The sequence below is a fragment of the Paenibacillus ottowii genome (assembly GCF_006874425.1).
Taxonomy (GTDB): domain Bacteria; phylum Bacillota; class Bacilli; order Paenibacillales; family Paenibacillaceae; genus Paenibacillus; species Paenibacillus ottowii.
The window spans coordinates 117,111-139,369 of the sequence record NZ_VIJZ01000006.1 but is presented as its reverse complement, the minus strand read 5'-3'; the positions used below and the strand labels follow the sequence as shown (position 1 = coordinate 139,369).

Below are 22,259 nucleotides of genomic sequence, written 5' to 3'. Positions count from 1 at the left end.
ACATTATATATGTATGGAGGATGAGTTCATGCCAGGAACTAAGAAGGTCATCAGTTTGACGATTTCTGCTGCTTTACTTGCCAGCATGGCTACATTGACAGGATGTGGGACTGCCAATCATAACGTCCGCACGAACGCTACTCGCTATAACACGCAAAGCACGCACCATTTGGACGGTGTGAATCGTTATGGTTTAGACGGGGTAAACCGTTTAGATGGTATGAACCGTTTGGATGGTGTAAACCGCATGGATGGTGTGAATCGTTATGGGGTGAAATCCAATGGCATAAATGGAGTGCCATTGAATGAAAATGCCAACAGAACTGGACATCCTGTCCGTAATCTGCAAGTCGATCGCAACTTGTCCAAACGTATATCCGAGATGCCGGATGTAAAGTCTGCGACAGTACTGGTCGGTGAACGTCATGCATATGTAGCCGTCTCCCTTAAAGACCAAGGCAATGGCACAGGTGTCGGTACACCGGGCCATAACGGTACTCCAAGTACTAATATTGGGCGTAACGGGAATGTACCGAGTGTGAATGGCGTCACTGGCACTAGAGGAGACCGTACAACGGGTACTACAACGCCTGGAATGACAGACAATGGACTTACCGGAACGGGAACACCTGCGCGTCGTGATGACGGTTTGTACGGTACAATGGGTACAGGCTCGTACGGTATGATTCGCGGTTTGGCCGATGGCACCCGCACAGATGGTGCTCGTACGGATGGCACCCGTACAGATGGCACCACAGTGGAAGGTGCAAGAACTGCATATGAGCCTAGCGCATTGACCGAAGATGTAAAAAGTAGAATTGCTAACAAGGTTAAGCAATTTGCACCGTCGATTGAACAGGTATATGTTTCAGCAAACCCTGAATTTATCAAGCACACCACCGACTTATCACGCAATGTGCAAAATGGTCACCCAGTTAGAGGATTGAGCAACCAATTGGTGGATGTCCTTGAACGCGTATTCCCTACCCATGCGGCGGGTACGAATCATCCAACGCTAAATACACCAACACGTCCACAAAATCATACGTCTGCACCGATGAATCATCGTTAATTTCAAACTTTATGCAATGCCAAAGAAAGAGCTATCCATCTCAGCGAATATGCTGAAGGATAGCTCTTTGGTTTTGGGGAATGATATCACCATGACTGCGTTATTTGCGTATTCCTTTTATCCACACACCTTGCAAATTTAAGTCAGCATCCAGCAACAAGACGTCTGCTTGTTTACCTGCTTCAAGTGAACCTGTTCGATCAGCTATGTTCAGGGATCGAGCCGGATTCAGGCTGGCCACTTGTGATGCCTCGGGAATACTTAAGCCTACCTGTTGAACCAGATAGCGGAAGCCTTCAATCATCGTTAGTGTGCTTCCTGCCAAAGTAACGCCATCTTCCAGTCGTGCGACACCGTCCTGTACGATCACTGGCAGATCGCCGAGTGTATAATGCCCATCTTCCAGCCCGGTGGCCGACATGGCATCAGTGATGAGGATAAGATTATGATCCTGCTTTAATTTGGCAAGCAGGGAAATGGCGGCAGGATGCACATGGATGCCGTCTGCGATGATTTCAGCTTCAATACGCGAATCAGTGAGTACGGCTCCTACGGCTCCCGGTTTGCGGTGATGCAGCGGAGTCATGGCGTTAAAGGTATGCACGGCATGGTTTAAGCCTGCCGCCGCTGCCTGTTCTACCTCTTCATACGTAGCATCCGTATGACCGAGAGCCGCGGTAATGCCGTGACTACGCAGCCATGGGATGAGTTCAAGGGCACCTTTTTGTTCAGGCGCAAGTGTGACCTGGCGAACAAGGCCCGGATAGCGCTGTTCCCATTCTGCTACCCAAGCGAGGCTTGGAGGCACGATATGTTCCGGGTTTTGTGCTCCTGCCCAGTTTGGGCTGATGAATGGTCCTTCCAGATGCACACCCTCCAATTGCGCATGCGGCATGGGAAGTGCCATATAGGCGTGAACTTCTCTTAATACCTGGTCAATTTGTTCCTTCGGCGCAGTCATCGTGGTAGCCAGCATAGCCGTCGTTCCTTGCGAACTGTGAAAGGAGGTGATGGTATCCAGCACCCTCGAATCAGAGTCCATAAAGTCCTCGCCGTTACCGCCGTGAACATGAATATCAATAAAGCCTGGCAACAGGTACCCTCCCTCGTGGCGAACAATATTCGCCGCTTGTGTGGCACCTTCTTCCGGATGGCCTAAGACCACTGAGGTCCAATTCACGGGTACATTCTCCTCTGAACCAGCGTATACAATGGATTGCCCCTCAATGATGACAACTCCGTTGGGAATAAGATCATTCCCAATGACGACTTGACCATACAACAGCTGCGGTAAGTTACCATTCAACTCATCTGAATTCATTTAAGCCATCCTCCTGCTTCCTGATCCAATAAAATAAGCACGTTGGGGTGACATTGCAGCAGGGAAGCCGGACACTCCGTTGTGACAGGTCCAGTTAAAGCCTGCTTCAAAATGTCGGCCTTCTCTGCGCCAAAGGCCACCAGTATAATTTGTTTGGCTTTAAGAATGGTGCCAACTCCCATCGTCACGGCTTGTCTGGGCACTGCATCTATATCGCCAAAAAATCGGGCATTGGCTGAGCGAGTTCTTTCTTTCAAATCTACAACATGTGTAGCTCCAGTCAAGCTGTGACCGGGTTCGTTAAAGCCGATATGGCCGTTATGACCAATGCCAAGCAATTGGAGATCCACAGGTCCATGATCCAGAATGGCCTGCTCGTGCGCTACACATTCTGCTGTGAGATCTAGGGCATTCCCGTCAGGGACACGTGTATGAGAGATGGGGATGTCGATATGCTGAAATAAATGCTCATTCATAAAACTCCGATAGCTCTGTGGATGTTCTGGGGAGAGACCCACGTATTCATCAAGATTCACAGAATAGGCGCGTGCAAAGCTCACCTGTCCCCTGCGGTACATATCTGCAAGATGTCGGTAAATGCCAATGGGCGTACTCCCGGTGGCCAAGCCTAGCATCGCTTGTGGTTTGGACAGTAGCAAGCTGGCGATCACAGTGGCAGCAGTAGCGTTCAGGTCTTCACGGCTGTTCAAAATGCGTACGTTCATCTTTAGTGCCCCCCTGGTTGTTTTTTGAGCTTACTCACTTGTTGATATGAACCTTCTAGTCTCGGAATATATTTGTCAAAATTTGCGCTCACCATACCTGTAAACAGGATATCGATCATATGAAGCTGGGCAATGCGGGAGGCCATGTCTCCACGGCGCATTCCTTCCTCCAATGAGGAGGAAAATAGCGCAATATCCGCAAGGCTTGCCAGCGTATTGTTTCCGAAGGAGGTCAGGGATAATGTTTTGGCACCCTGTTCTTTTGCACAATGTAGAGCAGCGATTGTCTCCTGGGTTTCCCCTGAATAAGAGACGGCAAAGGCCACATCCTCCGCTCCAAGCGAGGAGGCAGAGGTAATCTGCATGTGAGAATCCGCGAAGGCAGTACTGTTCTTGCCAATACGGATTAGCTTCTGGTAAAAATCCTGCGCCACAATCGAGGATGTCGCCATCCCATAGAGATCTATACGGTTTGTAGCTGACAGCCATGCAATGGCCTGTTCCAGTTTGTCGAAATCCAGCAGCCGGGTTGTGTCCGCAATGGAAGCTGTATGGTTTGCCTGAATGGCCTGCACGATACGTGAAAGTGAATTTCCAGCCACAATGTCCTGATAGGATTCTTCACCTGTATGGTTGGAATGAGACAACTCGGCAGCCAGCTTCATTTTAAAATCAGGATACCCTTTAAAATGGAGTGACTTGCAAAACCGTGTAGCAGTTGCGGCACTTACACCACAACGCTCTGACAACTCCCGAATACCCAGATGCAGCACATCCTCCGGGGCTTTCAGGATAGATTCCGCCAGTTTACGCTCTTGTACGGGCAACTGCTCCAGTCTTTGGGATAAGGTGTGGAGAATAGGGGACATGAGCTGTGCTCCTTTAGCTATATAATACTTGACTGAAAAAAAGTATCATTAAATTCAATGGAATGAAGAAAAATATTTTCGAGTGTATTGTAAAATAGTTACGCTCTTCATACAAGAGGGGAGAAATAAGATTTAACTTTCAAGTTCAGCTTCAATAGAATAGGAATAAAAAATGTAGAGAAATTTGCAGAAATTAACACACATTAATTTACAAATTACGATTTTTTCTTACAAAACAACCTATTGACTTGTCTCTTCAAGGAAGGGGTATAATTGAATATAGTTCCAATCAAGGAATTTTCCTAGGAGCTTTTCAGAGGGCATCGTTGGACGGAAGAATAGGATCTCATTCACAAGGAGGAGTTTGCTATGCAAAGCCAAGTGATTGAAATGATCAGCGCGGTCAAGGAAGATCCTGAATTGGTCGCCAAGCTGAATGGACGTTCGGACATTATTCATGATGCAGGACTGGATTCGTTGCAATTGGTTCATTTCATGCTGCAAGTGGAGGATGCATTTGATGTAGAGATTGATTTTGATTCCTTTGAGTTGGAACATCTCTGTTCAGTAGATGCGTTTTGCAGTTACATTCAAGGAATTAGCGATGCGGAGCAAGTGCCGCACCCGGAAGGTATGGAGACAGTCTGAACGCAAGGTAGACTTTGCCTGAAAATCCATTAAACGAGGTGTTAGCATGCAGCCCAAAAGCAATGTGCTGATTGATGAGAAGGCTTTCAAGCTCATCAAGCGTAACTTGAAAAACGCTTCCGTGTCTTATCGTAACGCAACACAGGATCCGGCTTTTAAAACGGACATGCCCCAAACGATCGGTATTAAGCTGACTAACCGTTGCAACTTAAGATGTACGCACTGCTTTGAATGGAACGAGGAAGGCTATCATCACCAGATGGATAAAGAAGAACAGAATATGGATCTTGCTCCGGACATGCTCCGGCAGATTTTGAGCGAAACAAAGGAAGTGAAGTCCCGGCTGTACATGTGGGGTGGCGAACCGATGTTTCACCGGCGCTTTGATGAAATTTTGGACGTGCTGGCGGAAGATCGGCGTGAAATGACCTTTTGTACAAATGGATTACTCATTGATAAATATTTGGACCGGATTTTGGACTTGTCCGAAAATCTGGAGTTATTAATAGCGATTGAAGGTTTTGAAAGAGAACACGATTTAATACGCGGTAAAGGCACCTTTCAAAAAACAATGCGGCAGATGGATAAGCTGATTGAACTTCGCGATCAGGGATTGTACAAGGGACGGGTAACTGTCCATGCGGTCATTAACGATAACATGATCGGACGGATGTACGAATTTCTGCAAATGCTGGAGGACAAGAGGCTGGATCTGGTGCTGCTGACGTTCCCCTGGTACATTTCCAAAGAAACCTCCTTAAAAATGGATGAATATTTTACACGCAACTTCTCTTGGCTCCGACAACTTGAAGAAAATAATATTAGTAGCTGGCATGCTTTCAAATATAAGATCAACCCGGCGAACATTGACCCTCTGATGCAGGAATTACAGCGGATTAATGAGCGGGTATGGAACATTCGCGTGCGTTATCAGCCCGGCTTGGATTATGAGGAAATTGATAAATTTATACATGGCGAGGAAATGGTCAGCCGTTGTTCCAATCATTGCTTGGCGCTCACCTCCAGAACAGATATTTTACCAGACGGAAAGGTCATGCCCTGCAAATTTTTCAGTGAATTCACGATTGGAAGTTTGCGCGAGCACAGTCTGAAAGAGATATGGAATTCGGATGCGTACGAGAAAACCCGGCAAACGATTAACCATGAAGGATTGACGCCGGTGTGCTCCAAATGCAGTGTACTGTATCTGCACGGAGCAGGCTCTCTGAAATACATTTAGTTTCCTATGAATCTCTTATGGAAGTTGTTTGCTATTGGATGGAAGAGAGAGGGATGAGGACAAGACGTGACGACTAAAACGATTAACCTTGTAGAAGCACTTGCTCATGAACGGGATCATGGTGTCCTGATTTGGCTATTTAATATTGGCGCAGAGCAAGTATGGCATCCATCCCCCCGCAAGGGGGGCATGGTAGACCGGGATGAACAGCAGGTCGTAAACCGGATGGAGGAAATGAATCTCCTGCTCTGTCGAAGTCAGGATGTCATTATACTCCGTGAACAGCCGGATGAGGCATTTCTGGACATGCTTCAGCGGTTAGGCTTCAGCCTGCCGCGCATTGAGGTGCCAGAGCCCTCGGACCCGCTAACGCCGATATCAGAGCTGGTGCTGGCGGATGACGCGCTTTTGGCACGACTGCGCACGGTTGCGGATGCAGGTCATAGCAGCCGCGGTGCCAAAGCATGGCTCGTTCCCTATGCGGTCACACCGCAGGAGGAAGCGATTGCGGAACGTTGCGGGCTGGAGCTGATCGGTGCTCCATCTGCGGTCTGTGCCCAGGTGAATGATAAAATATTTAGCCGTTTGACCGCACAAAAACTTGGTTTTGCTGTCAGCGAAGGCGCTGTATGTGCAGACGAAGCGGCAATTCGCAGAGAATGTGAGAGACTGGCTGGCTTATCGGACGGGCCTGTGAAGCTGATTATCAAGCAGCCGCATGGTGCCTCGGGACAAGGCATGTATATGCTGGACGAGCTGTCCAAGCTGGACACGCTGCTGAGTGTGATGAGACGCTTCGGCGGTTCATCATCGTCTTCTGGCGGCTGGCTGGTGGAGCGCTGGCACAATAAGCAAATGGATCTGAACTACCAGCTCTGTATTGACGAGGGCGGTGGTGTGACGATGTTTTCGCTGAAAAGGCAAAACGTAGACGGTACAGTATATATCGGCTCCCAGGTTCCTGCTGATATTGGCGAGACGCTGGAGGAAGAAGTCAGACGATGTGCCTATCAGTTGGGAACATATCTCTATTCCATCGGGTATACGGGAATGGCCTCCATTGACGGTTTTGTTGATGAAGATGGTTTGCTGGTTCCGGTAATCGAGATTAACGGTAGATTTACTCTGTCTACTTACATCTCATTCTTGTCCTCTGTGCTGGGCGAGCAGCATAAAACCTTGTCTCGCTATTACCGCAACGTGACCGCGACACCTCTTACCTACAGCCGTTTGTGCGGGCTGCTGGCGGAGGAAGGCTTGCTCTATACACCCGAACGGCCTGAAGGAGTGTTTGTTTATACAGCGGGTACCTTGTCAGGCATTCCTGTAAAGCGGGGCTATGTGAACCGGATTTTCACACTTATTTTGGCAGACAGTTGGCAGGAAGCGGATGCTTATGCGCACAAATTGGAAGGTATCATTGCTGGATTAGGATGTTCATAAATGGGAGGGAATCGAGAATGAAGACAGATGTATACCATGTAGTGCCTTTACTGGAAAAGGTTTTGAAGCTGGCTCCCGGCGAGCTGGAACAGTTGACTCCGGATCAGGACTTGCGAACCTTGGGGCTGAATTCTTTATCCGCTGTTGAATTAATTGTGGAATTGGAAAATGAGCTTGATATTACGATGGAGGACGACGATTTGGTGCTAGAGCATTTGTCTACACTGCAAGGCATTGAACGTCTGCTGGGCAAATATGCATAAGGGCGCCGAACAGACAAGAACTATGCTGCAATCCGATATGGGGATTCGGCATGAATCCGTAGTTGACCATGGTGCAGAAGAAATCGCAAATGCTCTCCCAGGGAAGCATTGTGTATATTCTTCCCTGCGTACTTCATTGCAGAGGTATGGGGTGAACATGGCCGAAGCCGAGCTGTTCATGCTGTGTGGGAGTATGTGTGCGGAGTATGGTGGCAATTTGAAGCGCTTCGGACCGGAGAAATATCCAGAGCAGCTTCAAGAAATGGCCGCGAGTGGCGGACCGGTTATTCGGGTAGAACCGTGGGTCGAAGGAATCAGCAATGAGACTGACCTGCTGCGGGTGCTCACATCCGGTTATGGTACGATGCTGCATACGTCGAGCACCGCTTTGACCTATCACGATGTATATGTGAAAAATTACCCAAGGGGCCATGTGATTGAGTTGTGCGGATTGGACTTGCAAGAACGGACGGCACAGGTAAATGATAGTTTCCTGCTTGATTCCTCGGGACATGCGATGACTTATGTGGGCTCAGCACGGCTCGACGACCTCATGCAGGGCATTATTGAGTATGCATGGCTGGTGGAGCAGCCTGTCCCGCTGTCGCCAAGGGAGCTGCATGCTGCGTGTGCATACCATATTCGTCAGTACGTGACGGGTGAAAAGGTTGCAACAGACCAGCATGTCAAGCGGGGAGATGCCGGTTACCGGGCATTTGCCGGTGACTTCCATCTGTTGGAAGACATGGAGGATCAGGAGTTTCGGACGCACTGCCATGAAATCTATTACAATTTGCGATTGGGCAGCGCTCTTCATTTAACGGATTATACAGCTGATTATTGCCGGCTGCATCAAGCTACGCTGGGGCCGCAAGCACAGCATGTCATTGAATTGGCACAGGCGTTATACGCGGATTGGCACAAGCTTAATCTGCATATTTACAAAACAGGACTCCAATTGCGCAAGCATCGGATGCCAGAGATTACAGAACGGGCTCTGCATTTAATTGAAAGACAGCGGGAGATGCTGGAGGAACTGATGATTTTGGCAGAGCAAGCTTCCGAGTAGTTCAAGCATTTGGCTAGGTCAGGCACATACATCCAGGTATCATGCACAGAGGAAAGAGGAGGGGAATTCATTGCCGTCCATTACATTAAACCAATTGTCGAAAACGTTTACGTACTACAAAAAAGAGCCGGGCGTGCGCAAATCGTTGCAAAATTTGTTTAAGCGTGAACAGCTGACCAAGAAGGCTGTGCAAAACGTTAGCTTTAGCATTGAGGAAGGAGAAATTGTCGGATTTCTTGGTCCCAACGGGGCGGGTAAAACAACGACGCTCAAAATGCTGTCCGGTATTCTCCATCCCACGGAAGGGGAAGCATCGGTGCTCGGGTTTACCCCGTGGAAGCGACAAAAGGAGTTTAAACGTCAGTTTTCCATCGTGATGGGACAGAAAAACCAGCTCTGGTGGGATTTGCCCGCAAGCGAGTCGTTCGAGCTGAACAAGCTGATTTACGAAATCGATAATAACCGTTATAAAGAGGCGCTGGATGAGCTGGTCACGCTGCTTGGGGTGGAGGAGCAGCTTCATGTGCAGGTTCGGCGGCTATCGCTCGGCGAGCGTATGAAAATGGAACTGATCGCCGCGCTGCTGCATCGCCCACGGGTCATTTTACTGGATGAGCCGACTATTGGACTGGACCTTGTTTCTCAGCGGCGAATTCGGGAGTTTTTCAAAGCCTATAATCGCACACACCGGACGACCATTTTGCTGACAAGCCACTACATGAAGGATATTGAGGATTTATGCACCAGGTCCATCATTATCAGTGGGGGCAGATTGGTGTATGACGGAGACTTGCACAAGGTGAATGAGGTCATTGGTGCTCGTAAATTGCTCAAGGTTCGATTGGAGACACCTGTATCCAGCCTGGCGTTGGCGGGGCTCGGCAAGCTTCGCTCCAACTCGGAGCTGGAGGCGGTATTTGAGCTGGATGCAGATGATACGTTGACTTGGTCCAAAAAGATTTTAGATGCACTGCCTGTCGTTGATTTTACGATTGAGGACGTCCCGCTGGAAGAGGGGATAGCCAATTTGTACGATGGGGGCAGGCTGGCCGATGCGAAATAACAAATATGTGAAGGTACTCCAGCTTGGCATGCAAAACGAAATGGAGTATCGGGCCAATTATTGGCTTCAAATGGCTGGATTTATGTTGCCGATCATGACACAAATATTTCTCTGGCTTGCGGTATTCGGTTCTTCGGGACAAGCAAGTGTGCTGGGTTACTCTCTGTCGGAAATGCTGGTGTATGTAGTTATGGCAGGGGTAACTGGAAAACTGATTGCCACGGGCTTTGAATACGAAATTGCTACAGACATCAAGGAAGGCGGACTGGCAAAATTCATGGTACAGCCTGTGCATTATTTTGCTTACCGTTTTTGCCGGTTTATCGGAGGCAAAGTCATACAGTCTGCAGTCGTGCTGCTGGCGGCTGCTATTTTGTTGTTATGTCTTAGCCTGGAAGGACAAATCAGCTTCGGGCTGTCGCATATCCTGCTTTACATATTGGCGTTGCCGGGAGCGCTTGTGCTTAATTTTGTGGTCTATTACGCGCTCAGCGGCATAGCCTTTTGGGTGACGGAATCGGCAGGACTTTTTTACACGCTGTCGTTGGTCATTTATGTAGCTAGCGGTACCGTGTTTCCGCTGACGATTTTTGGAGATGCGTTGGCCCGTCTGTTCAGCTTGCTACCGTTCAGCTACACCGTATTTTTTCCGGTGAATGCGTTGACGGGCAAGCTGACTGTACTGGAAGCCGCCGAAGGCATTGGCGTGCAATGGATCTGGATTGCAGTGCTGGCGGCCGTATCACGCTGGGTGTGGCAAGCCGGAGTCAAACGCTTTGTCTCGGTGGGAGGTTAACATGAAACATGTTTTTCGAAACGTTGGACGTTACCTCAGATTGTACTGGAAGTTCGTCCAGTTTTCCGTCATGTCGCAGATGGAATATCGCATTAACTTTATAACGGCCTTTCTGGTTGAAACGGCTTATTTACTGATCAAGCTGCTGTACGCTTCGGTTCCATACCGGGCAGGGACGGACATTAACGGCTGGTCTCCTGACGCCATACTTTTATATATTGGCGTGTTTACGATGATGAGCGGATTTTACAGTGGATTATTTTACAGTAATTTTACAAGCCTGCCTGACAAAATCCGGACTGGCTCACTGGACGTGCTCATGACGAAGCCAGTATCGCTGCAATTTATGGTGACACTGCGTCAATTTGAGCTGGGTTATACTGTACCGAATGTCGTGGGCGGTGGAATCATGACAGGCATTGGCTGGTATCGTCTTGGACTACCGTTTGATGTGGAAACCGTAGGAGGCTTCGCTGTGCTGCTCGGATGCGGAGTGCTTACAGCATACTCTGTGTTTTTGCTGCCCCAATTGCTGGCCTTTTGGATTATCCGCACGAACGGTGTTACAGAGCTATCCAACAGCATTTTCGAGACAAACTATGTGCCGATGGCTGTGTACAGTAACCTGATTCAGCGTATTGGCTTGTTTGTGCTTCCGGTGTTTGTCATCTGCAATTTTCCCCCAATGTTCATTCTCGGCAAAATGCAACCCGGTTTGATGCTCTGGGCATTTCTTGCACCTCTCTGGCTGCTGGCGATTATCCGCCTGATATGGCAGTTTGCACTACGTGATTATACGAGTGCGAGCCAGTAGCGCTACCATGTAGTAGTTTCATAATGAAGCAGGAAAGGAAGCGAGTCATATGAATGCGATACCGAACCAGCGTCATTTATATATGGGAACGTTCGAAGCGGAGGCTTATTGGCGAGATGCCGAGCTGGCTTCTCTGCCCGCCCTGCCTGACCGGGCTTCTTCTGCCATTGTAGCAGCTATGGATGAATTGCTGTTTAGCTTTTGCCAGCCGGGAGACGCTCTATTGACACGTTATGCCATTTCGCCCGTACATCGTCAGTATATCGCGCAGTTGGGCTTTCATCCGGCTGTAAACGAACGGGATTTGACTGACGGAATGGAACAGCCGGGCAATGTGTCGGCCGCTTCTGTTTTTGAACTGCTGAGCAGTCGCAAGACGGATGCCGGAGAAGGTTTTCCTCAACTGGAAGGCTGTGTGCTTAGCCCGTTTGCGGGGTTGCCGCATGTGGAGGAGGCCGCGCATGCTTGGGGAATTACATTGCATCAGCCGCCGCTGGAAACCATTCGCAAGGTAAATGCCAAAACCTATTCCTCTGAGCTGAAACGCAGTCTTGGTCTGCGCAATCCCGGTCATATTGTGACTTCGTTTGCAGATGTCGCTGAAGCAGGGCGTAAACTGCTGCGGGATGGAAGCTTTTTAATCAAGGATGATTTTGGCGTATCGGGCAAAGGCAATCTACACATTACGTCGACACAAATGCTGGACAGGGTCGTATCGTATTTACGTGGACAGGAGCGCAAAGGTAAACGGGTATTGTTTCTGCTGGAGCCTTTTCTAGAGAAAGAGCAGGATTTTTCATGCCAATTTACGATTGGCGATGATGGATGTGTTGACATCCTATCTGTGCAATGGCTGGCTAATACTCAATTCGCTTATCGGGAATCCCTATCGCCAGACAAGGCCTTTATGGAACGTTTGGAGCGCGAGGGTTATTTTAGCTTGATGCAGGATGTGGGACAGCAACTGTACCGGGATGGATATTACGGCGATGTATGCATAGACTCCATGACACTTCGTGGTGGAAAGCTGGAGCCCATTATCGAAATAAATGCCAGAAAGTCGATGAGTTTGATCAAGCATCAGCTCGATACCTATCTGGCCGGGAAAAATATGCGTGGCACTCTGACGAATTATTCGCTGTCCCATGACGGCAGTCTATCCTATGAAGAACTGCTGGAAGGGCTGGAAGGCGAGGGATTGCTGTTTACAGGTGAACGTGAGGAAGGTGTCATGCCCCTGGGAGCCAATACATTATATGTAAACACGGGTGGACGAGACGGTGAGAACAGGATTGCAGGTCACGCCACTGTGCCAAGCAGACATGTAACTGGGCGTGGGGACAGGCCATCTGGCAAGCAGGTTCGCGTGAGTGGAATTGGGGCCAGCATTGGCGGAGCAGAAGAAGGTAGGAGTCAGCCTGACTTGAGTGGTACAAAAGAAGCTGCTGGAAGCGAACGGGCGCGAGGCAAAGGCCGGCTTTATTTGGAATTGGTGGCTGCGAGCGATGAAGAAAAAATGCGATTGACAACCAAGCTGGAGCGTTTTTTGGCAGAGCGACATTTTACAGTGCTGAATTAAACAGGAGGCGTATAAGCATGCGTAAGAGTACGGAGAAGCCTAGGAAGGTAACGATTTTGTGTTCCGGTTTCGGATTGGGATTTTATACCCCTGGCTTGTTGCTGCAGGCGGGTCTTCGCAGGCTGGGCATGGATACGGCGATCCATGTTTTTGAAAATGTACTGCCGGAATCAGCCCGTCTCAAGGTCGACAAAAGCCGGAAAGCTTACCATGACAGCTTTGCCGTGGCCTTAATGTCGCAGAAGGTTCCGCAGGACATGCGTAATTCACTGGACCCCGCAGCGATGGAAGTACTGCTGAACCAATGGACAGAGGAGGACCGTCGGTATTTTATATGCTTATCCGGTCATTGGATGTACGTACTGGAGGAGTATCGCAAGCGCAGAGAGCCGGAGTCCGTGCATGTGGATATCGTGTATATGGATTCGACCCCTTCCCCTTCCTGGAAAAATCTAGCCAAGCATAATCCGCATTTTGCTGATGGTTGTGGAGAAACGACCCTGTTTGAAAATGATAAAAATAGAGTCAGCCACTATATTGACATCCCTGCCGTAGAGCATATCCCTTTTGAAGCACGGCAATCTCGCTTATTCGTACATGGCGGCGGTTGGGGGATGGGTACCTACCGTGAGAAGGTTGGACGGTTGGAAGAAGCAGGCTGGGAGCTGGATTTGCTGCTGTATGACCAGGATCAACCGGATGAACGGCGGGATAGTATACGCTATTTTCGAATGGACCCACAGTGGAGAACATGGCAGCGAAATGAAGCCGGGGAGTATACATTTCCACCTTTCGGAGAGGTGAAAATGGGTGAGGAAACGATGTATCAGGTCGGACCGGATTACCATTGCATGTTAGACCGGGCATGTCATGCCCAGGCCATTGTCAGCAAGCCTGGCGGCGGCAGCCTGGCTGATTCGTTCGCTACAGCTACTCCGCTGATTATGCTGGAGCCGTTTGGTGTACATGAAAAGCATAATGCGGATTTATGGGAACGTCTTGGATTAGGTATGCGCTACGAGACGTGGATTGAGATCTATGGCGGTAGTGCCCAAATTCTGGAGGAAATACATCAGAGGATCATAGAGCTGCGCAGTCGGACGCCGCGTTATATCGAGTCTTATGTGAATAAGATCCACGCATCAGCAGGCTCACCGGGAATGGAGCAGGGATCATGAACGCTGCCGCGGCTGCGCAAGAACCTGCGATGCAAGATATTCGCTTTGGGATCATTGGCTGTTCGGCTATAGCCCCTCGTGCGTTGCTGGAACCGATCCGACATGTTGCAGGAGCCCGCGTGACTGCGTTAGCGAACCGTACAGTTGCCAAGGCGGAAGAAATGGCAGAGCGTTTTGGAGTCAAGGTCGTTTATCGTCATGCTGAGGATATGCTTAAAGACCCAGATATCGACGCTGTATATATTGCGCTCAGCAACGATTTACATGCTGAGTGGATTGGCAGAGCTCTACAAGCTCATAAGCACGTGCTGGTGGAAAAACCGTTATGCCTGAATACGGCTGATCTAGCTCCCCTGGCAGCTATCGTTGAACAGGGCAACGCCTATCTGCTGGAGGGAGTCATGGTGCAGCATCATCCCTGGCAGCGTGAGCTGCGCAGAATCGTTGAATCGGGTCGTTATGGTCGCTTGTGCTCCATAGAGACGAGTTTATGCATTCCGGCAAAAGAAGGGCATGCGGACAATTACCGCTCCCGTCCAGAGCAGGGTGGAGGGTGCTTTTGGGATTTGGGTGTGTACTGGCTCCAATTTCTTCAGGCTGTCGTTGGACTGGAGCAGGCGGAGTTTCACAGTCAATCGGATTTCGCTGGTCCTCATGGCTGTGACTGGACATTTCATGCCCAAGCCCGTTACCCGAGTGGACTAAAGGCATCTGCCCTCTTCTCATTTGAGCGCCCTTATCGCTGTGCTCATGTACTGACCTTTGATTCGGCAGTAGTCACCTTAAAGGATTGCTTTCGGGCGAATTTAGGCTTTTATAAGATGGCCCTCAAGACGGAAATGAAGAACGATATCGCCGTGAATATAACGGATGCCACGGCAATGTCCATGTCATCACAGACATCTTCGCATAGCAAGACAGTTTTTGAGCCCATGAACTATTATGTCAATCAGTTGAATGCCTTCTGCAGCATCATCCGTGGTGAAACGGAGCCCATTCCATTTCATGAGGCTGCTGAACGCGTCAGACTGCTGGCAGCTATTCATAAAGCAGCAAGCTCGGGTGAGACAATCTATGCTGTATGAGCATGATCGTGATCGTGGTTTTCAAACGGCGAAATTCGAATAATGAAAAAATACGGAGTATCCAAGCAAAGAGAGGAGGCGATTCAGCAGATGTATCAAAAAGACGAAATTTTACTGGAGCGATTCGGCGACCATCCGACACCCTTTTATTATTATGATGGAGACGCGCTGCATGCACATGTCAGCTCATTGCTGGCCCGATTACATCCGACCGTGCGTGTACATTACGCGCTCAAGGCTAATGGTAACGTAGCCTTGGCCGGGTTGCTGCGCTCGTTAGGTTGCGGTGTCGAGATTGCTTCGGCTGGAGAACTATTCGTCGCCATGGAAGCCGGGTATGCTACGGAGGACGTGCTGTACGCCGGACCGGGGAAAACAGTAGCCGAGCTGCGCGAGGCGATAGCCTGTGGGATCGGCTGCATTCATGTCGAATCGGTGAGAGAACTGCGTCTACTGGAGGACATTGCCGCCCAAACGGGCGTGTTGGTCAAGGCCGCGGTTCGAATCAATCCCGATAATGACCTGTCGGGGGCAACGATTAAAATGGGCGGGGTTCCGCGCCCTTTTGGAGTCGACGAAGGGCAACTGGATGACTTTTTTAAGGTGCTGGAAGATTGCCCGCACGTATATTTTCAAGGCATTCAAGTATATACAGGTACGCAAATGCTGAAGGCAGATCAGATTTTGGCTTCATTTGGGAATACCTTGCAGCTGGCAGAACGGGTGCAGGCTCAGTATGGCGTGGCGATGCATACGATCAATTTGGGCGGCGGGTTTGGTGTACCTTATTTTGCTCATGAACAGCCGCTGGATATGGATCATGTCATTGACGGACTCAACGAACTCGCGGAACAGACCCAATCCCGTATACCGGGAGTTAGGCTGATCATCGAAAGCGGCAGGTATCTGGTCGCTCAATCAGGCATGTATGTCTGCCGGGCGTTGTATACCAAAGAATCCAAGGGAGAGAAGTTTGTCGTGGCTGATGGCGGCATGAATCACTATGCCGCAGCTACCTTTCGAGGACGCCGCATAAGGGACAATTATCCGGTGCGTATTATGCGCAGGCAATCAGCAGAGATTCTTACAGAACTTGAGACAGTTAGCATTGTCGGTCCGTTATGTACACCTGAGGATTGTATTGTGAAAAAAGCGGAGCTGCCTCCGATTCACGAGGGCGATTATATTGCTTTTCCGAATGCAGGAGCCTATGGATTGAGCTATAGCCCATTATATTTTTTGGGACATGCTACTCCGGCAGAACTGCTCCATTATCGCGGGGAGGTGCATGTCATTCGTGAACACGGTGATCGCACAGACCTGCTGCACCATCAGCGCATGATTGCGTTGCCTGAGAATGTAAGGTAAATATGTAAAAACGCCAAATCATAGGAGTCGATATCCATCGAACCAGTGACTTGGCGTTTTTTTACATTTTATTGTAGTATCGAATTAACGTGAGTTGGAGCTGCGTATTTCCTGCCGCACCAGCTGCCACACCATAAAGATCAGCACAAGGGCTTGTGGGATAAAGGTTTCCCAAGTTGGATACATCCCCAGCCAGCTAATGGATGGAAGCGAGGACGCCGTGTGCCCTGGAAGCTTGCCGGCCACCTGAAGCGAATGAATGCTTTCGCCCAAAAATCGGAAGACGAGATAGTAAATCAGTACAGTCGCAGTCAGGAAAAAGGCGCGAATTGGCAACCGTACACTGAATTTGATGATCGCAAAAGCAAGAACGACCAATATCCCCATTGCCGAGCCAATACCAAGCAGCAATTGCGAGGGTTCGATGGCTGGAGCCATACCGATATAAAAAATAGCTGTCTCGGCTCCTTCACGTAGAATAGCAAGTGCAGAAACCGCAAATAACGACCACAGACTGCCCCGTGCCAGCGCATTGCCTACGCTGCTTTCCACAAAGCGGTTCCACGCGGCAGCATTGGACTTGCTATGCAGCCAGTTCCCGACGGTTAGCATTAGCACAACCGCCACCAGCCCGGTGATACCTTCCAGCAGCTCACGCACGCTGCCCGATGCCGCAGCTGCTACCAGCGAGGTGAACAGCACCGCCAGAATTCCGCTCAGCACCAGCCCCGTGCCAGCCCCTGCCCATATCCATCGTCCAGCCACATCTTCGCCGCTTTTTTTGGCATATGCCAGCAAAGCTGCGAGCACGAGAATGGCCTCTAGGCCCTCGCGCAGCAAAATCAGTGCGGCATCCCAGGCAGTATAAGAACGTTGCTCCGTTAACGGACGGAGCCTGTCCAGCATCTGATCCAGCGTCTGCAAGGCTTTATCTGTATTCGGTGGAGAAGACAGCAGAGATCCGGACGTCTCGGTCATTTGATTCTCAATCGCCGTGTAAGACGCCGGATCGGAAATTTGTACATGTCCTTCGACGGAAGGCCATAGAGCGATAAACTGCCCTACCTTGTCTGCCGCTTGCTCTGGCTGATGAGCTACAACATCCTGGCGTGCGGATTCAAGAAGGGTGACTGCATCGCCCAGAGTGGCTGTTGAACCATTCGCCGCTCCGGCAGCAGCATTGCCTGCATTTGCTCCTTGCCCTGTGTTCACAAGTTTGCCCTGACTATAATCAGCCAGCAGCGTCGTTAACGCCTGCATTTCCTTGAGAGCCTGTGCCTGACGTATGGGCTCCGCTTGCATGGAGATGCGAATGAGGCTGATTTTCGTTTCAAGCGAGCTATATACCGAAAAATGGTCCGAACGAATCGGTGTCTCTACCTGGTACCAGGCTTTAACGATTCGGTCGTAATCCACCCGCGCAGCAGCCCAATCGCCTTTTTGCATGGCAGCCAGACTGCCCTTCGCCATAGGAAGCAGCTTTTCCGCTGCTTTGGCTCCGGCCTGAGCTGGTTTATCTCCCTCGGCAGCAGTTACGTACTCATTGACCGAGCGGGCCAACACGGATAACGCAGCTTTCGCTGAATCCCCGCCGCCATGGGCAAGCGCCTCTTCTGCATCAGTCAGAGCTTGATCTACCGCTGCAATATGAGCTGAGTCCCCGCCATTGGTTTTGGCAGCTTCCCACAAACCGCGAAATTCCTTTAAATCCTTGGAGGCTTCCGCCCATTGGGCTTGTCCCGCCTCCACCAGTGCTCCGCCGACCACAGGCATCAGCTGCTCATTAGAGACAGCTTTAGCATTTGATTGTGCGAAGGCGGCCGACCCGGAGCCGGATATGAAGGGAGTTGCTGTCAGCAGCAGCGCCGCCGCCAGCACAAACACCCACCTCAAGCTTTTATTGCGCCGATTCATATAAATCCCCTTCCTTGCCTGCTCCTAAAATAACGTATCCCCGATGTAGCCGCCTTGCGATACACCTGGGAAGCAGGCGAACACCGCACTGCCTTTGTGTACAATGTATTCGTTCAGCTTGTCATTGCGTGCAAGCTTCTCCTGAATGTGGACGAACTGCTTGAACAGATCACGCTGATAGCTGATGAACAGCAGCCCGGCATCGAGCTGTCCTGTTTGCTTGTCTAATCCGCTTGAATACGAATAAGACCTCCGCAAAATATTAATGCTCCCGTCCCCATGAGCCAATGCCACATGAGAGGTGGGGGGCGTAAGCGGTTTGCCTTCCGGATTTGTAGCTGCCAGATCCAGCTTGTCGAATTCTTTGGTCTTGCCCAGTGGAGCACCGCTGCTGCGATGGCGTCCAAAGGTGTTCTCCTGGTCGCCTAAAGTTGAACGATCCCATACCTCTACCCGCATACGAATACGGCGTACAGCCATATAGCTGCCGTCGCCCATCCAAGCAGGTCCGTCATTGGCTTGTGTCCACACCAGCCGATTCATTTCGTCTGCCTTGGACGTGTCCGGGTTACCCGTGCCGTCTTTGAAGCCAAGCAAATTACGCGGGGTGCTGCCCGCAGGATCAGCTTGTGCTGTCCGCTGAAAGCCTTCCTGCGTCCAGCGAAGGACCGCCGTGCCTCTGGCGATACGCGCCAAATTACGCAGGGCATGGAAAGCGACCTGCAAGTCATTGGCACATACCTGTACACCGATGTCACCGCCGCACCATTGCTCCTCCAGGGCATCTCCCTGAAAACGAGGCAGCTCACGGAACCCGGCAGGCTTGAGCCCTGCCAGACCGTAGCGTCCATCAAAAAAGGATGGACCCACACCAAAAGTGATCGTCGTTCGGGACGGAGACAATCCCGCTGCCTCGCCCGTATCGGAAGGAGGGAGATTGAGATTTTCATTATCAGTACCAAGCAGCACACCAGAAGTCATTGTCGCACTTGCTTCCGTCCAGGCCTTGAAGAGATTTCGCACCTGTTCCTTGTCGCGGGTCATTAGATCGAAAGCGGCGAAACAGATAAAATCTTGTGCCGGAGTCACAATGCCAGCCTGATGTTTGCCGTAAAAAGGGACCACATCTTTAGTATCTGCCGCTGTCATCATGCTTTCGAGGCGTTGACTGGCTGACAGCACAGCGCCCACGCCACCGCCGCCAAGCAGGAGACCTAGTCCGCCTACTCCTGCCAGCTTCAATAAATCACGGCGTGATACGGATTTACCTTTTCCAGATTGTTCATCATCCACAGGCTGAGCATCCTTTTTTGCCAGATCAGCCCGTTTATTACGGGATTCCGCATATTGCGGCTTTTCTTGTCCTTTTTGCCGCTTAAAGCCCTTCATATCATTACACTCCTAACAATTTCCCCATTTGGGACAACGGTTCTGCCAAGGCATCGAGGTTCTGGCTCAGTTTTTTAATTTCTTCCGGTTTCAGTTTTGTATACGATACATAGCCTTCGCCGTCTTTGAAAGGAGCTAGCTCCTGCTGTAAGGCTGTGAAGCGTTCACCGATTTGCTTTTCCAACGCCGCGTCTTTTTGGTTCAGATCTGTTTTCAAAATGTCATAAATCTTTTGAGCACCCTCTACATTGGCCGCAAAGTCGTACAAGTCTGTATGAGAATAACGTTCCTCTTCACCTGTTACCTTCGAGGTAGATACTTCGTTCAGCAACTCGACGGCACCTGTTACCATCAGGCTGGCATCAATGTTAACTGTTTCTACTTTGGCGCGCAGCAGCTTGGCATCACTCAGCAGGCGGTCGGAATACTCGTTTAACCCTTTGGTCGTGTTTTCTTCCCATAATGTTTTTTCAATACGGTGAAAGCCGCGCCAATCTGCTGCATCCACATCACCGTCACGGGCGTCAATATTCGGGTCCAGATCGCCTAGTGCTTCCGCAATGGGTTCGATCCGTTCATAGTACATACGTGCCGGAGCGTACAAAGACTTGGCTTTGTCCAGCTGGCCAGCTTTGACTGCGTTCGTGAATTCTTCCGTCTTTTTCACAAACGTATCGCATTGCTCGGTTGCATAGGTACGGTAAGCCGCAACCGCTTGATCAAAATTGGGAGCAGTCGCCGCCGCAGTCGTGGTCTGTGTTGCAGCCCCTGTATCTTTGGATGTCGCAGCGGGCTGCGTATCCGCAGTTCCAGTTTGTCCGCAACCTGCAAACAGAATAGAAGAGACCAGCACTCCGGCCGGCACGGCATAACGTAGTTTCATAATCAATGAACACCCTTTCTGGCCAAACTGGCCCTGAACCATAGTCTATTGCGCGATCTCTATATCGAATTACCTTTTTTTGATAATGATTATCAGTCGCATTTTTTCTTATCATAAGGCTGGTCTATATACCTGTCAATACATAATTTAGACACAAAGTTCAACTCATCATTAAAGCTGTAAGTAAGGTGCCTATGCCCATTTTTATCCGCACATCGAACCATACCTGAGCACATGACATAAAATGTGTTGACTGTATCCCTTAACCTTGTTACACCACATAAAACCCGAGCAAGGAGGGGTGAAATTGACGAAGGGTAACGACCAGAAAAACAAGTTTTTGTTAACTCACCGTGAACGTGAAGTATTTGAACTGCTCGTGCAGGACAAAACAACGCGTGACATCGCCGGACAACTATTTATTAGTGAGAAGACGGTGCGTAACCATATTTCTAATGTGATGCAAAAATTGAACGTAAAAGGTCGTTCACAGGCGGTCGTAGAATTAATCAGGCTTGGCGAATTAAAAATCTGACCTCTCGTTCCTTGCGGGGTACAAAGTCTTCTCAATGATCCTTCAACAATGAAGGATGGTCGGGAAGGCTTTTGTTTTGTAATAAATCAGCTGACACAAATATCTAAACTAGCAAAGGTGAATATATGAAGAAAAAACGATTAAACCGCTGAAATATGTGGGAATTTGTGTGCAAGTGGTGTACTATATAGATTAGGAAGAAAATACCATGTGCTTTGCAGCTAGCTCATATGAATAATTGAAAAAGAAAGCTGTACCACAAAGTTGTATTTAAATAGAAATGCATCTGGTGATAGTCTAAGGATGAACTAAACATCAGCATGACGACAGGATGGAAGATGAATCGGGGTTTGCACGCAAGGTGTATAAGCTTGTTGCTCAGGTAGTGGGAATTAGCTTTTGCCTAGGACTACCTGTGGTATATTCTTGATCGGAGGTGAACGATAAGACGTATGATACCCAACCAACACTTGATGACTTATACGTTGAACAGCGGCATAAAGGGAACCGTCGACCTATCCAGTAAACAGGTGCAGGAATGGATTAAGGCATATCGAATTGGCAGCAAATTTGTAACAGTTGTGGGCAAACAATATTTTGGTTTAAACCCTGAGTTGGTAGCAGATTTCAAGGTACATAATGAATACTCGGAGCAGAGAGAACACATATCCATGATACAGCCTGTAATGGAACGCAAAGCTGTAGATTTGGACCCACTGGTAGAAGCGTATAGCCAGTATAAAACATTTATTCAGGTAGAATGTAAATGTGGTGCTTCCTATATAGAAGAGTCACCACACAAAAGAACCAAGTGGTCATGCAAGGAATGCAACAATATTGTATTCCTGGATCGCAAAAAGGGCATGGTGGACACGAATGCAGGCAAGGCCTGGTACATGACCAACAAATATTATGTAGAAAGACAAAGCAACTGACAGATTTTCAGTTGCTTTTCTAACAGACTTGCACGTGTCTTTATGCACTTTTCACAATATATTAAATTTA

21 protein-coding genes are annotated in these 22,259 nt (G+C 49.5%); 15 read left to right on the top strand and 6 right to left on the bottom strand.

The window, feature by feature from the left end:
* Positions 1–28 precede the first annotated feature (28 nt).
* On the top strand, positions 29–1,072 hold the full coding sequence (locus FKV70_RS15445; protein WP_063209368.1) for a YhcN/YlaJ family sporulation lipoprotein: 1,044 nt from the start codon (positions 29–31) through the stop codon (positions 1,070–1,072).
* A 100-nt stretch (positions 1,073–1,172) separates the two neighbouring features.
* Here FKV70_RS15445 and nagA read toward each other — a convergent pair whose 3' ends face one another.
* Genes nagA through FKV70_RS15430 form a run of 3 tightly spaced genes read right to left on the bottom strand, consistent with a single transcriptional unit; the run spans position 1,173 to position 3,987 of the window.
* Positions 1,173–2,393 carry an N-acetylglucosamine-6-phosphate deacetylase gene (gene nagA / locus FKV70_RS15440; protein WP_142613402.1) on the bottom strand — a complete coding sequence of 407 codons (1,221 nt, stop codon included), beginning with the start codon at positions 2,391–2,393 and terminating at the stop codon, positions 1,173–1,175.
* On the bottom strand, positions 2,390–3,118 hold the full coding sequence (gene nagB / locus FKV70_RS15435) for a glucosamine-6-phosphate deaminase (protein WP_142613401.1): 729 nt from the start codon (positions 3,116–3,118) through the stop codon (positions 2,390–2,392). Before nagB ends, nagA begins: the two co-directional genes overlap by 4 nt.
* A gap of 2 nt (positions 3,119–3,120) precedes the next feature.
* A complete protein-coding gene (locus FKV70_RS15430; protein WP_142613400.1) occupies positions 3,121–3,987 on the bottom strand; it encodes a MurR/RpiR family transcriptional regulator in 867 nt (288 codons plus the stop codon).
* A 369-nt stretch (positions 3,988–4,356) separates the two neighbouring features.
* On the opposite strand from FKV70_RS15430, the gene FKV70_RS15425 reads away from it, so the two are divergent.
* The 12 genes from FKV70_RS15425 to FKV70_RS15370 all read left to right on the top strand — a co-directional run bounded on the left by FKV70_RS15425 (position 4,357) and on the right by FKV70_RS15370 (position 16,533).
* Positions 4,357–4,635 carry a phosphopantetheine-binding protein gene (locus FKV70_RS15425; protein WP_142613399.1) on the top strand — a complete coding sequence of 93 codons (279 nt, stop codon included), beginning with the start codon at positions 4,357–4,359 and terminating at the stop codon, positions 4,633–4,635.
* A 46-nt stretch (positions 4,636–4,681) separates the two neighbouring features.
* Positions 4,682–5,875 carry a radical SAM/SPASM domain-containing protein gene (locus FKV70_RS15420; protein WP_064797423.1) on the top strand — a complete coding sequence of 398 codons (1,194 nt, stop codon included), beginning with the start codon at positions 4,682–4,684 and terminating at the stop codon, positions 5,873–5,875.
* Between the two features lie 66 nt (positions 5,876–5,941).
* On the top strand, positions 5,942–7,318 hold the full coding sequence (locus tag FKV70_RS15415; RefSeq protein WP_064797424.1) for a preATP grasp domain-containing protein: 1,377 nt from the start codon (positions 5,942–5,944) through the stop codon (positions 7,316–7,318).
* 17 nt (positions 7,319–7,335) lie between these two features.
* The gene (locus FKV70_RS15410) at positions 7,336–7,581 is read left to right on the top strand and encodes an acyl carrier protein (RefSeq protein WP_016818498.1); all 246 of its coding nucleotides are present in this window, start codon (positions 7,336–7,338) and stop codon (positions 7,579–7,581) included.
* On the top strand, positions 7,574–8,650 hold the full coding sequence (locus tag FKV70_RS15405) for a hypothetical protein (protein ID WP_208738414.1): 1,077 nt from the start codon (positions 7,574–7,576) through the stop codon (positions 8,648–8,650). Before FKV70_RS15410 ends, FKV70_RS15405 begins: the two co-directional genes overlap by 8 nt.
* A 70-nt stretch (positions 8,651–8,720) precedes the next feature.
* Positions 8,721–9,713: an ABC transporter ATP-binding protein gene (locus tag FKV70_RS15400; RefSeq protein ID WP_142613398.1), complete on the top strand. Its 993-nt coding sequence runs from the start codon at positions 8,721–8,723 to the stop codon at positions 9,711–9,713.
* Complete coding sequence (locus tag FKV70_RS15395) at positions 9,703–10,509, top strand: ABC transporter permease (protein ID WP_025678798.1); 807 nt, start codon at positions 9,703–9,705, stop codon at positions 10,507–10,509. Before FKV70_RS15400 ends, FKV70_RS15395 begins: the two co-directional genes overlap by 11 nt.
* A 1-nt stretch (position 10,510) precedes the next feature.
* Positions 10,511–11,323: an ABC transporter permease gene (locus FKV70_RS15390; protein WP_142613397.1), complete on the top strand. Its 813-nt coding sequence runs from the start codon at positions 10,511–10,513 to the stop codon at positions 11,321–11,323.
* A gap of 49 nt (positions 11,324–11,372) precedes the next feature.
* On the top strand, positions 11,373–12,902 hold the full coding sequence (locus FKV70_RS15385; RefSeq protein ID WP_142613396.1) for a hypothetical protein: 1,530 nt from the start codon (positions 11,373–11,375) through the stop codon (positions 12,900–12,902).
* 17 nt (positions 12,903–12,919) lie between these two features.
* Positions 12,920–14,080 carry a UDP-glucuronosyltransferase gene (locus FKV70_RS15380; protein WP_142613395.1) on the top strand — a complete coding sequence of 387 codons (1,161 nt, stop codon included), beginning with the start codon at positions 12,920–12,922 and terminating at the stop codon, positions 14,078–14,080.
* Positions 14,077–15,165: a Gfo/Idh/MocA family protein gene (locus tag FKV70_RS15375; RefSeq protein WP_142613394.1), complete on the top strand. Its 1,089-nt coding sequence runs from the start codon at positions 14,077–14,079 to the stop codon at positions 15,163–15,165. The genes FKV70_RS15380 and FKV70_RS15375 overlap by 4 nt, the downstream gene beginning before the upstream one ends.
* A 90-nt stretch (positions 15,166–15,255) precedes the next feature.
* Positions 15,256–16,533: a type III PLP-dependent enzyme gene (locus FKV70_RS15370; protein WP_142613393.1), complete on the top strand. Its 1,278-nt coding sequence runs from the start codon at positions 15,256–15,258 to the stop codon at positions 16,531–16,533.
* Between the two features lie 84 nt (positions 16,534–16,617).
* On the opposite strand, the gene FKV70_RS15365 is transcribed toward FKV70_RS15370, so the two are convergent.
* The 3 genes from FKV70_RS15365 to efeO are packed head-to-tail and all read right to left on the bottom strand — an operon-like array spanning position 16,618 to position 20,719.
* The gene (locus FKV70_RS15365) at positions 16,618–18,447 is read right to left on the bottom strand and encodes an FTR1 family iron permease (RefSeq protein ID WP_142613392.1); all 1,830 of its coding nucleotides are present in this window, start codon (positions 18,445–18,447) and stop codon (positions 16,618–16,620) included.
* A gap of 24 nt (positions 18,448–18,471) precedes the next feature.
* Positions 18,472–19,836, bottom strand: a complete 1,365-nt coding sequence (gene efeB / locus FKV70_RS15360; protein ID WP_142613391.1) for an iron uptake transporter deferrochelatase/peroxidase subunit — start codon at positions 19,834–19,836, stop codon at positions 18,472–18,474.
* A gap of 4 nt (positions 19,837–19,840) precedes the next feature.
* Positions 19,841–20,719, bottom strand: coding sequence for an iron uptake system protein EfeO (gene efeO / locus FKV70_RS15355; protein ID WP_142613390.1), 879 nt, complete (start codon positions 20,717–20,719; stop codon positions 19,841–19,843).
* 307 nt (positions 20,720–21,026) lie between these two features.
* Here efeO and FKV70_RS15350 point away from each other — a divergent pair, with 307 nt between their 5' ends.
* Together FKV70_RS15350 and FKV70_RS15345 are read left to right on the top strand one after the other, a co-directional pair.
* Complete coding sequence (locus tag FKV70_RS15350) at positions 21,027–21,254, top strand: helix-turn-helix domain-containing protein (RefSeq protein ID WP_013372773.1); 228 nt, start codon at positions 21,027–21,029, stop codon at positions 21,252–21,254.
* Positions 21,255–21,706: 452 nt separating this feature from the next.
* Positions 21,707–22,189, top strand: coding sequence for a hypothetical protein (locus tag FKV70_RS15345; protein WP_063209336.1), 483 nt, complete (start codon positions 21,707–21,709; stop codon positions 22,187–22,189).
* Positions 22,190–22,259: the final 70 nt, after the last annotated feature.

Bases quoted from the DNA above. Each gene is read 5' to 3' on its own strand.
- FKV70_RS15345 (WP_063209336.1), top strand. From the start codon at position 21,707: ATGATACCCAACCAACACTTGATGACTTATACGTTGAACAGCGGCATA.
- nagA (WP_142613402.1), bottom strand. From the start codon at position 2,393: ATGAATTCAGATGAGTTGAATGGTAACTTACCGCAGCTGTTGTATGGT.
- FKV70_RS15375 (WP_142613394.1), top strand. From the start codon at position 14,077: ATGAACGCTGCCGCGGCTGCGCAAGAACCTGCGATGCAAGATATTCGC.
- FKV70_RS15420 (WP_064797423.1), top strand. From the start codon at position 4,682: ATGCAGCCCAAAAGCAATGTGCTGATTGATGAGAAGGCTTTCAAGCTC.
- nagB (WP_142613401.1), bottom strand. From the start codon at position 3,118: ATGAACGTACGCATTTTGAACAGCCGTGAAGACCTGAACGCTACTGCT.
- FKV70_RS15425 (WP_142613399.1), top strand. From the start codon at position 4,357: ATGCAAAGCCAAGTGATTGAAATGATCAGCGCGGTCAAGGAAGATCCT.
- efeB (WP_142613391.1), bottom strand. From the start codon at position 19,836: ATGAAGGGCTTTAAGCGGCAAAAAGGACAAGAAAAGCCGCAATATGCG.
- FKV70_RS15365 (WP_142613392.1), bottom strand. From the start codon at position 18,447: ATGAATCGGCGCAATAAAAGCTTGAGGTGGGTGTTTGTGCTGGCGGCG.
- FKV70_RS15370 (WP_142613393.1), top strand. From the start codon at position 15,256: ATGTATCAAAAAGACGAAATTTTACTGGAGCGATTCGGCGACCATCCG.
- FKV70_RS15380 (WP_142613395.1), top strand. From the start codon at position 12,920: ATGCGTAAGAGTACGGAGAAGCCTAGGAAGGTAACGATTTTGTGTTCC.
- FKV70_RS15385 (WP_142613396.1), top strand. From the start codon at position 11,373: ATGAATGCGATACCGAACCAGCGTCATTTATATATGGGAACGTTCGAA.
- FKV70_RS15390 (WP_142613397.1), top strand. From the start codon at position 10,511: ATGAAACATGTTTTTCGAAACGTTGGACGTTACCTCAGATTGTACTGG.
- efeO (WP_142613390.1), bottom strand. From the start codon at position 20,719: ATGAAACTACGTTATGCCGTGCCGGCCGGAGTGCTGGTCTCTTCTATT.
- FKV70_RS15395 (WP_025678798.1), top strand. From the start codon at position 9,703: ATGCGAAATAACAAATATGTGAAGGTACTCCAGCTTGGCATGCAAAAC.
- FKV70_RS15430 (WP_142613400.1), bottom strand. From the start codon at position 3,987: ATGTCCCCTATTCTCCACACCTTATCCCAAAGACTGGAGCAGTTGCCC.
- FKV70_RS15405 (WP_208738414.1), top strand. From the start codon at position 7,574: ATGCATAAGGGCGCCGAACAGACAAGAACTATGCTGCAATCCGATATG.
- FKV70_RS15410 (WP_016818498.1), top strand. From the start codon at position 7,336: ATGAAGACAGATGTATACCATGTAGTGCCTTTACTGGAAAAGGTTTTG.
- FKV70_RS15445 (WP_063209368.1), top strand. From the start codon at position 29: ATGCCAGGAACTAAGAAGGTCATCAGTTTGACGATTTCTGCTGCTTTA.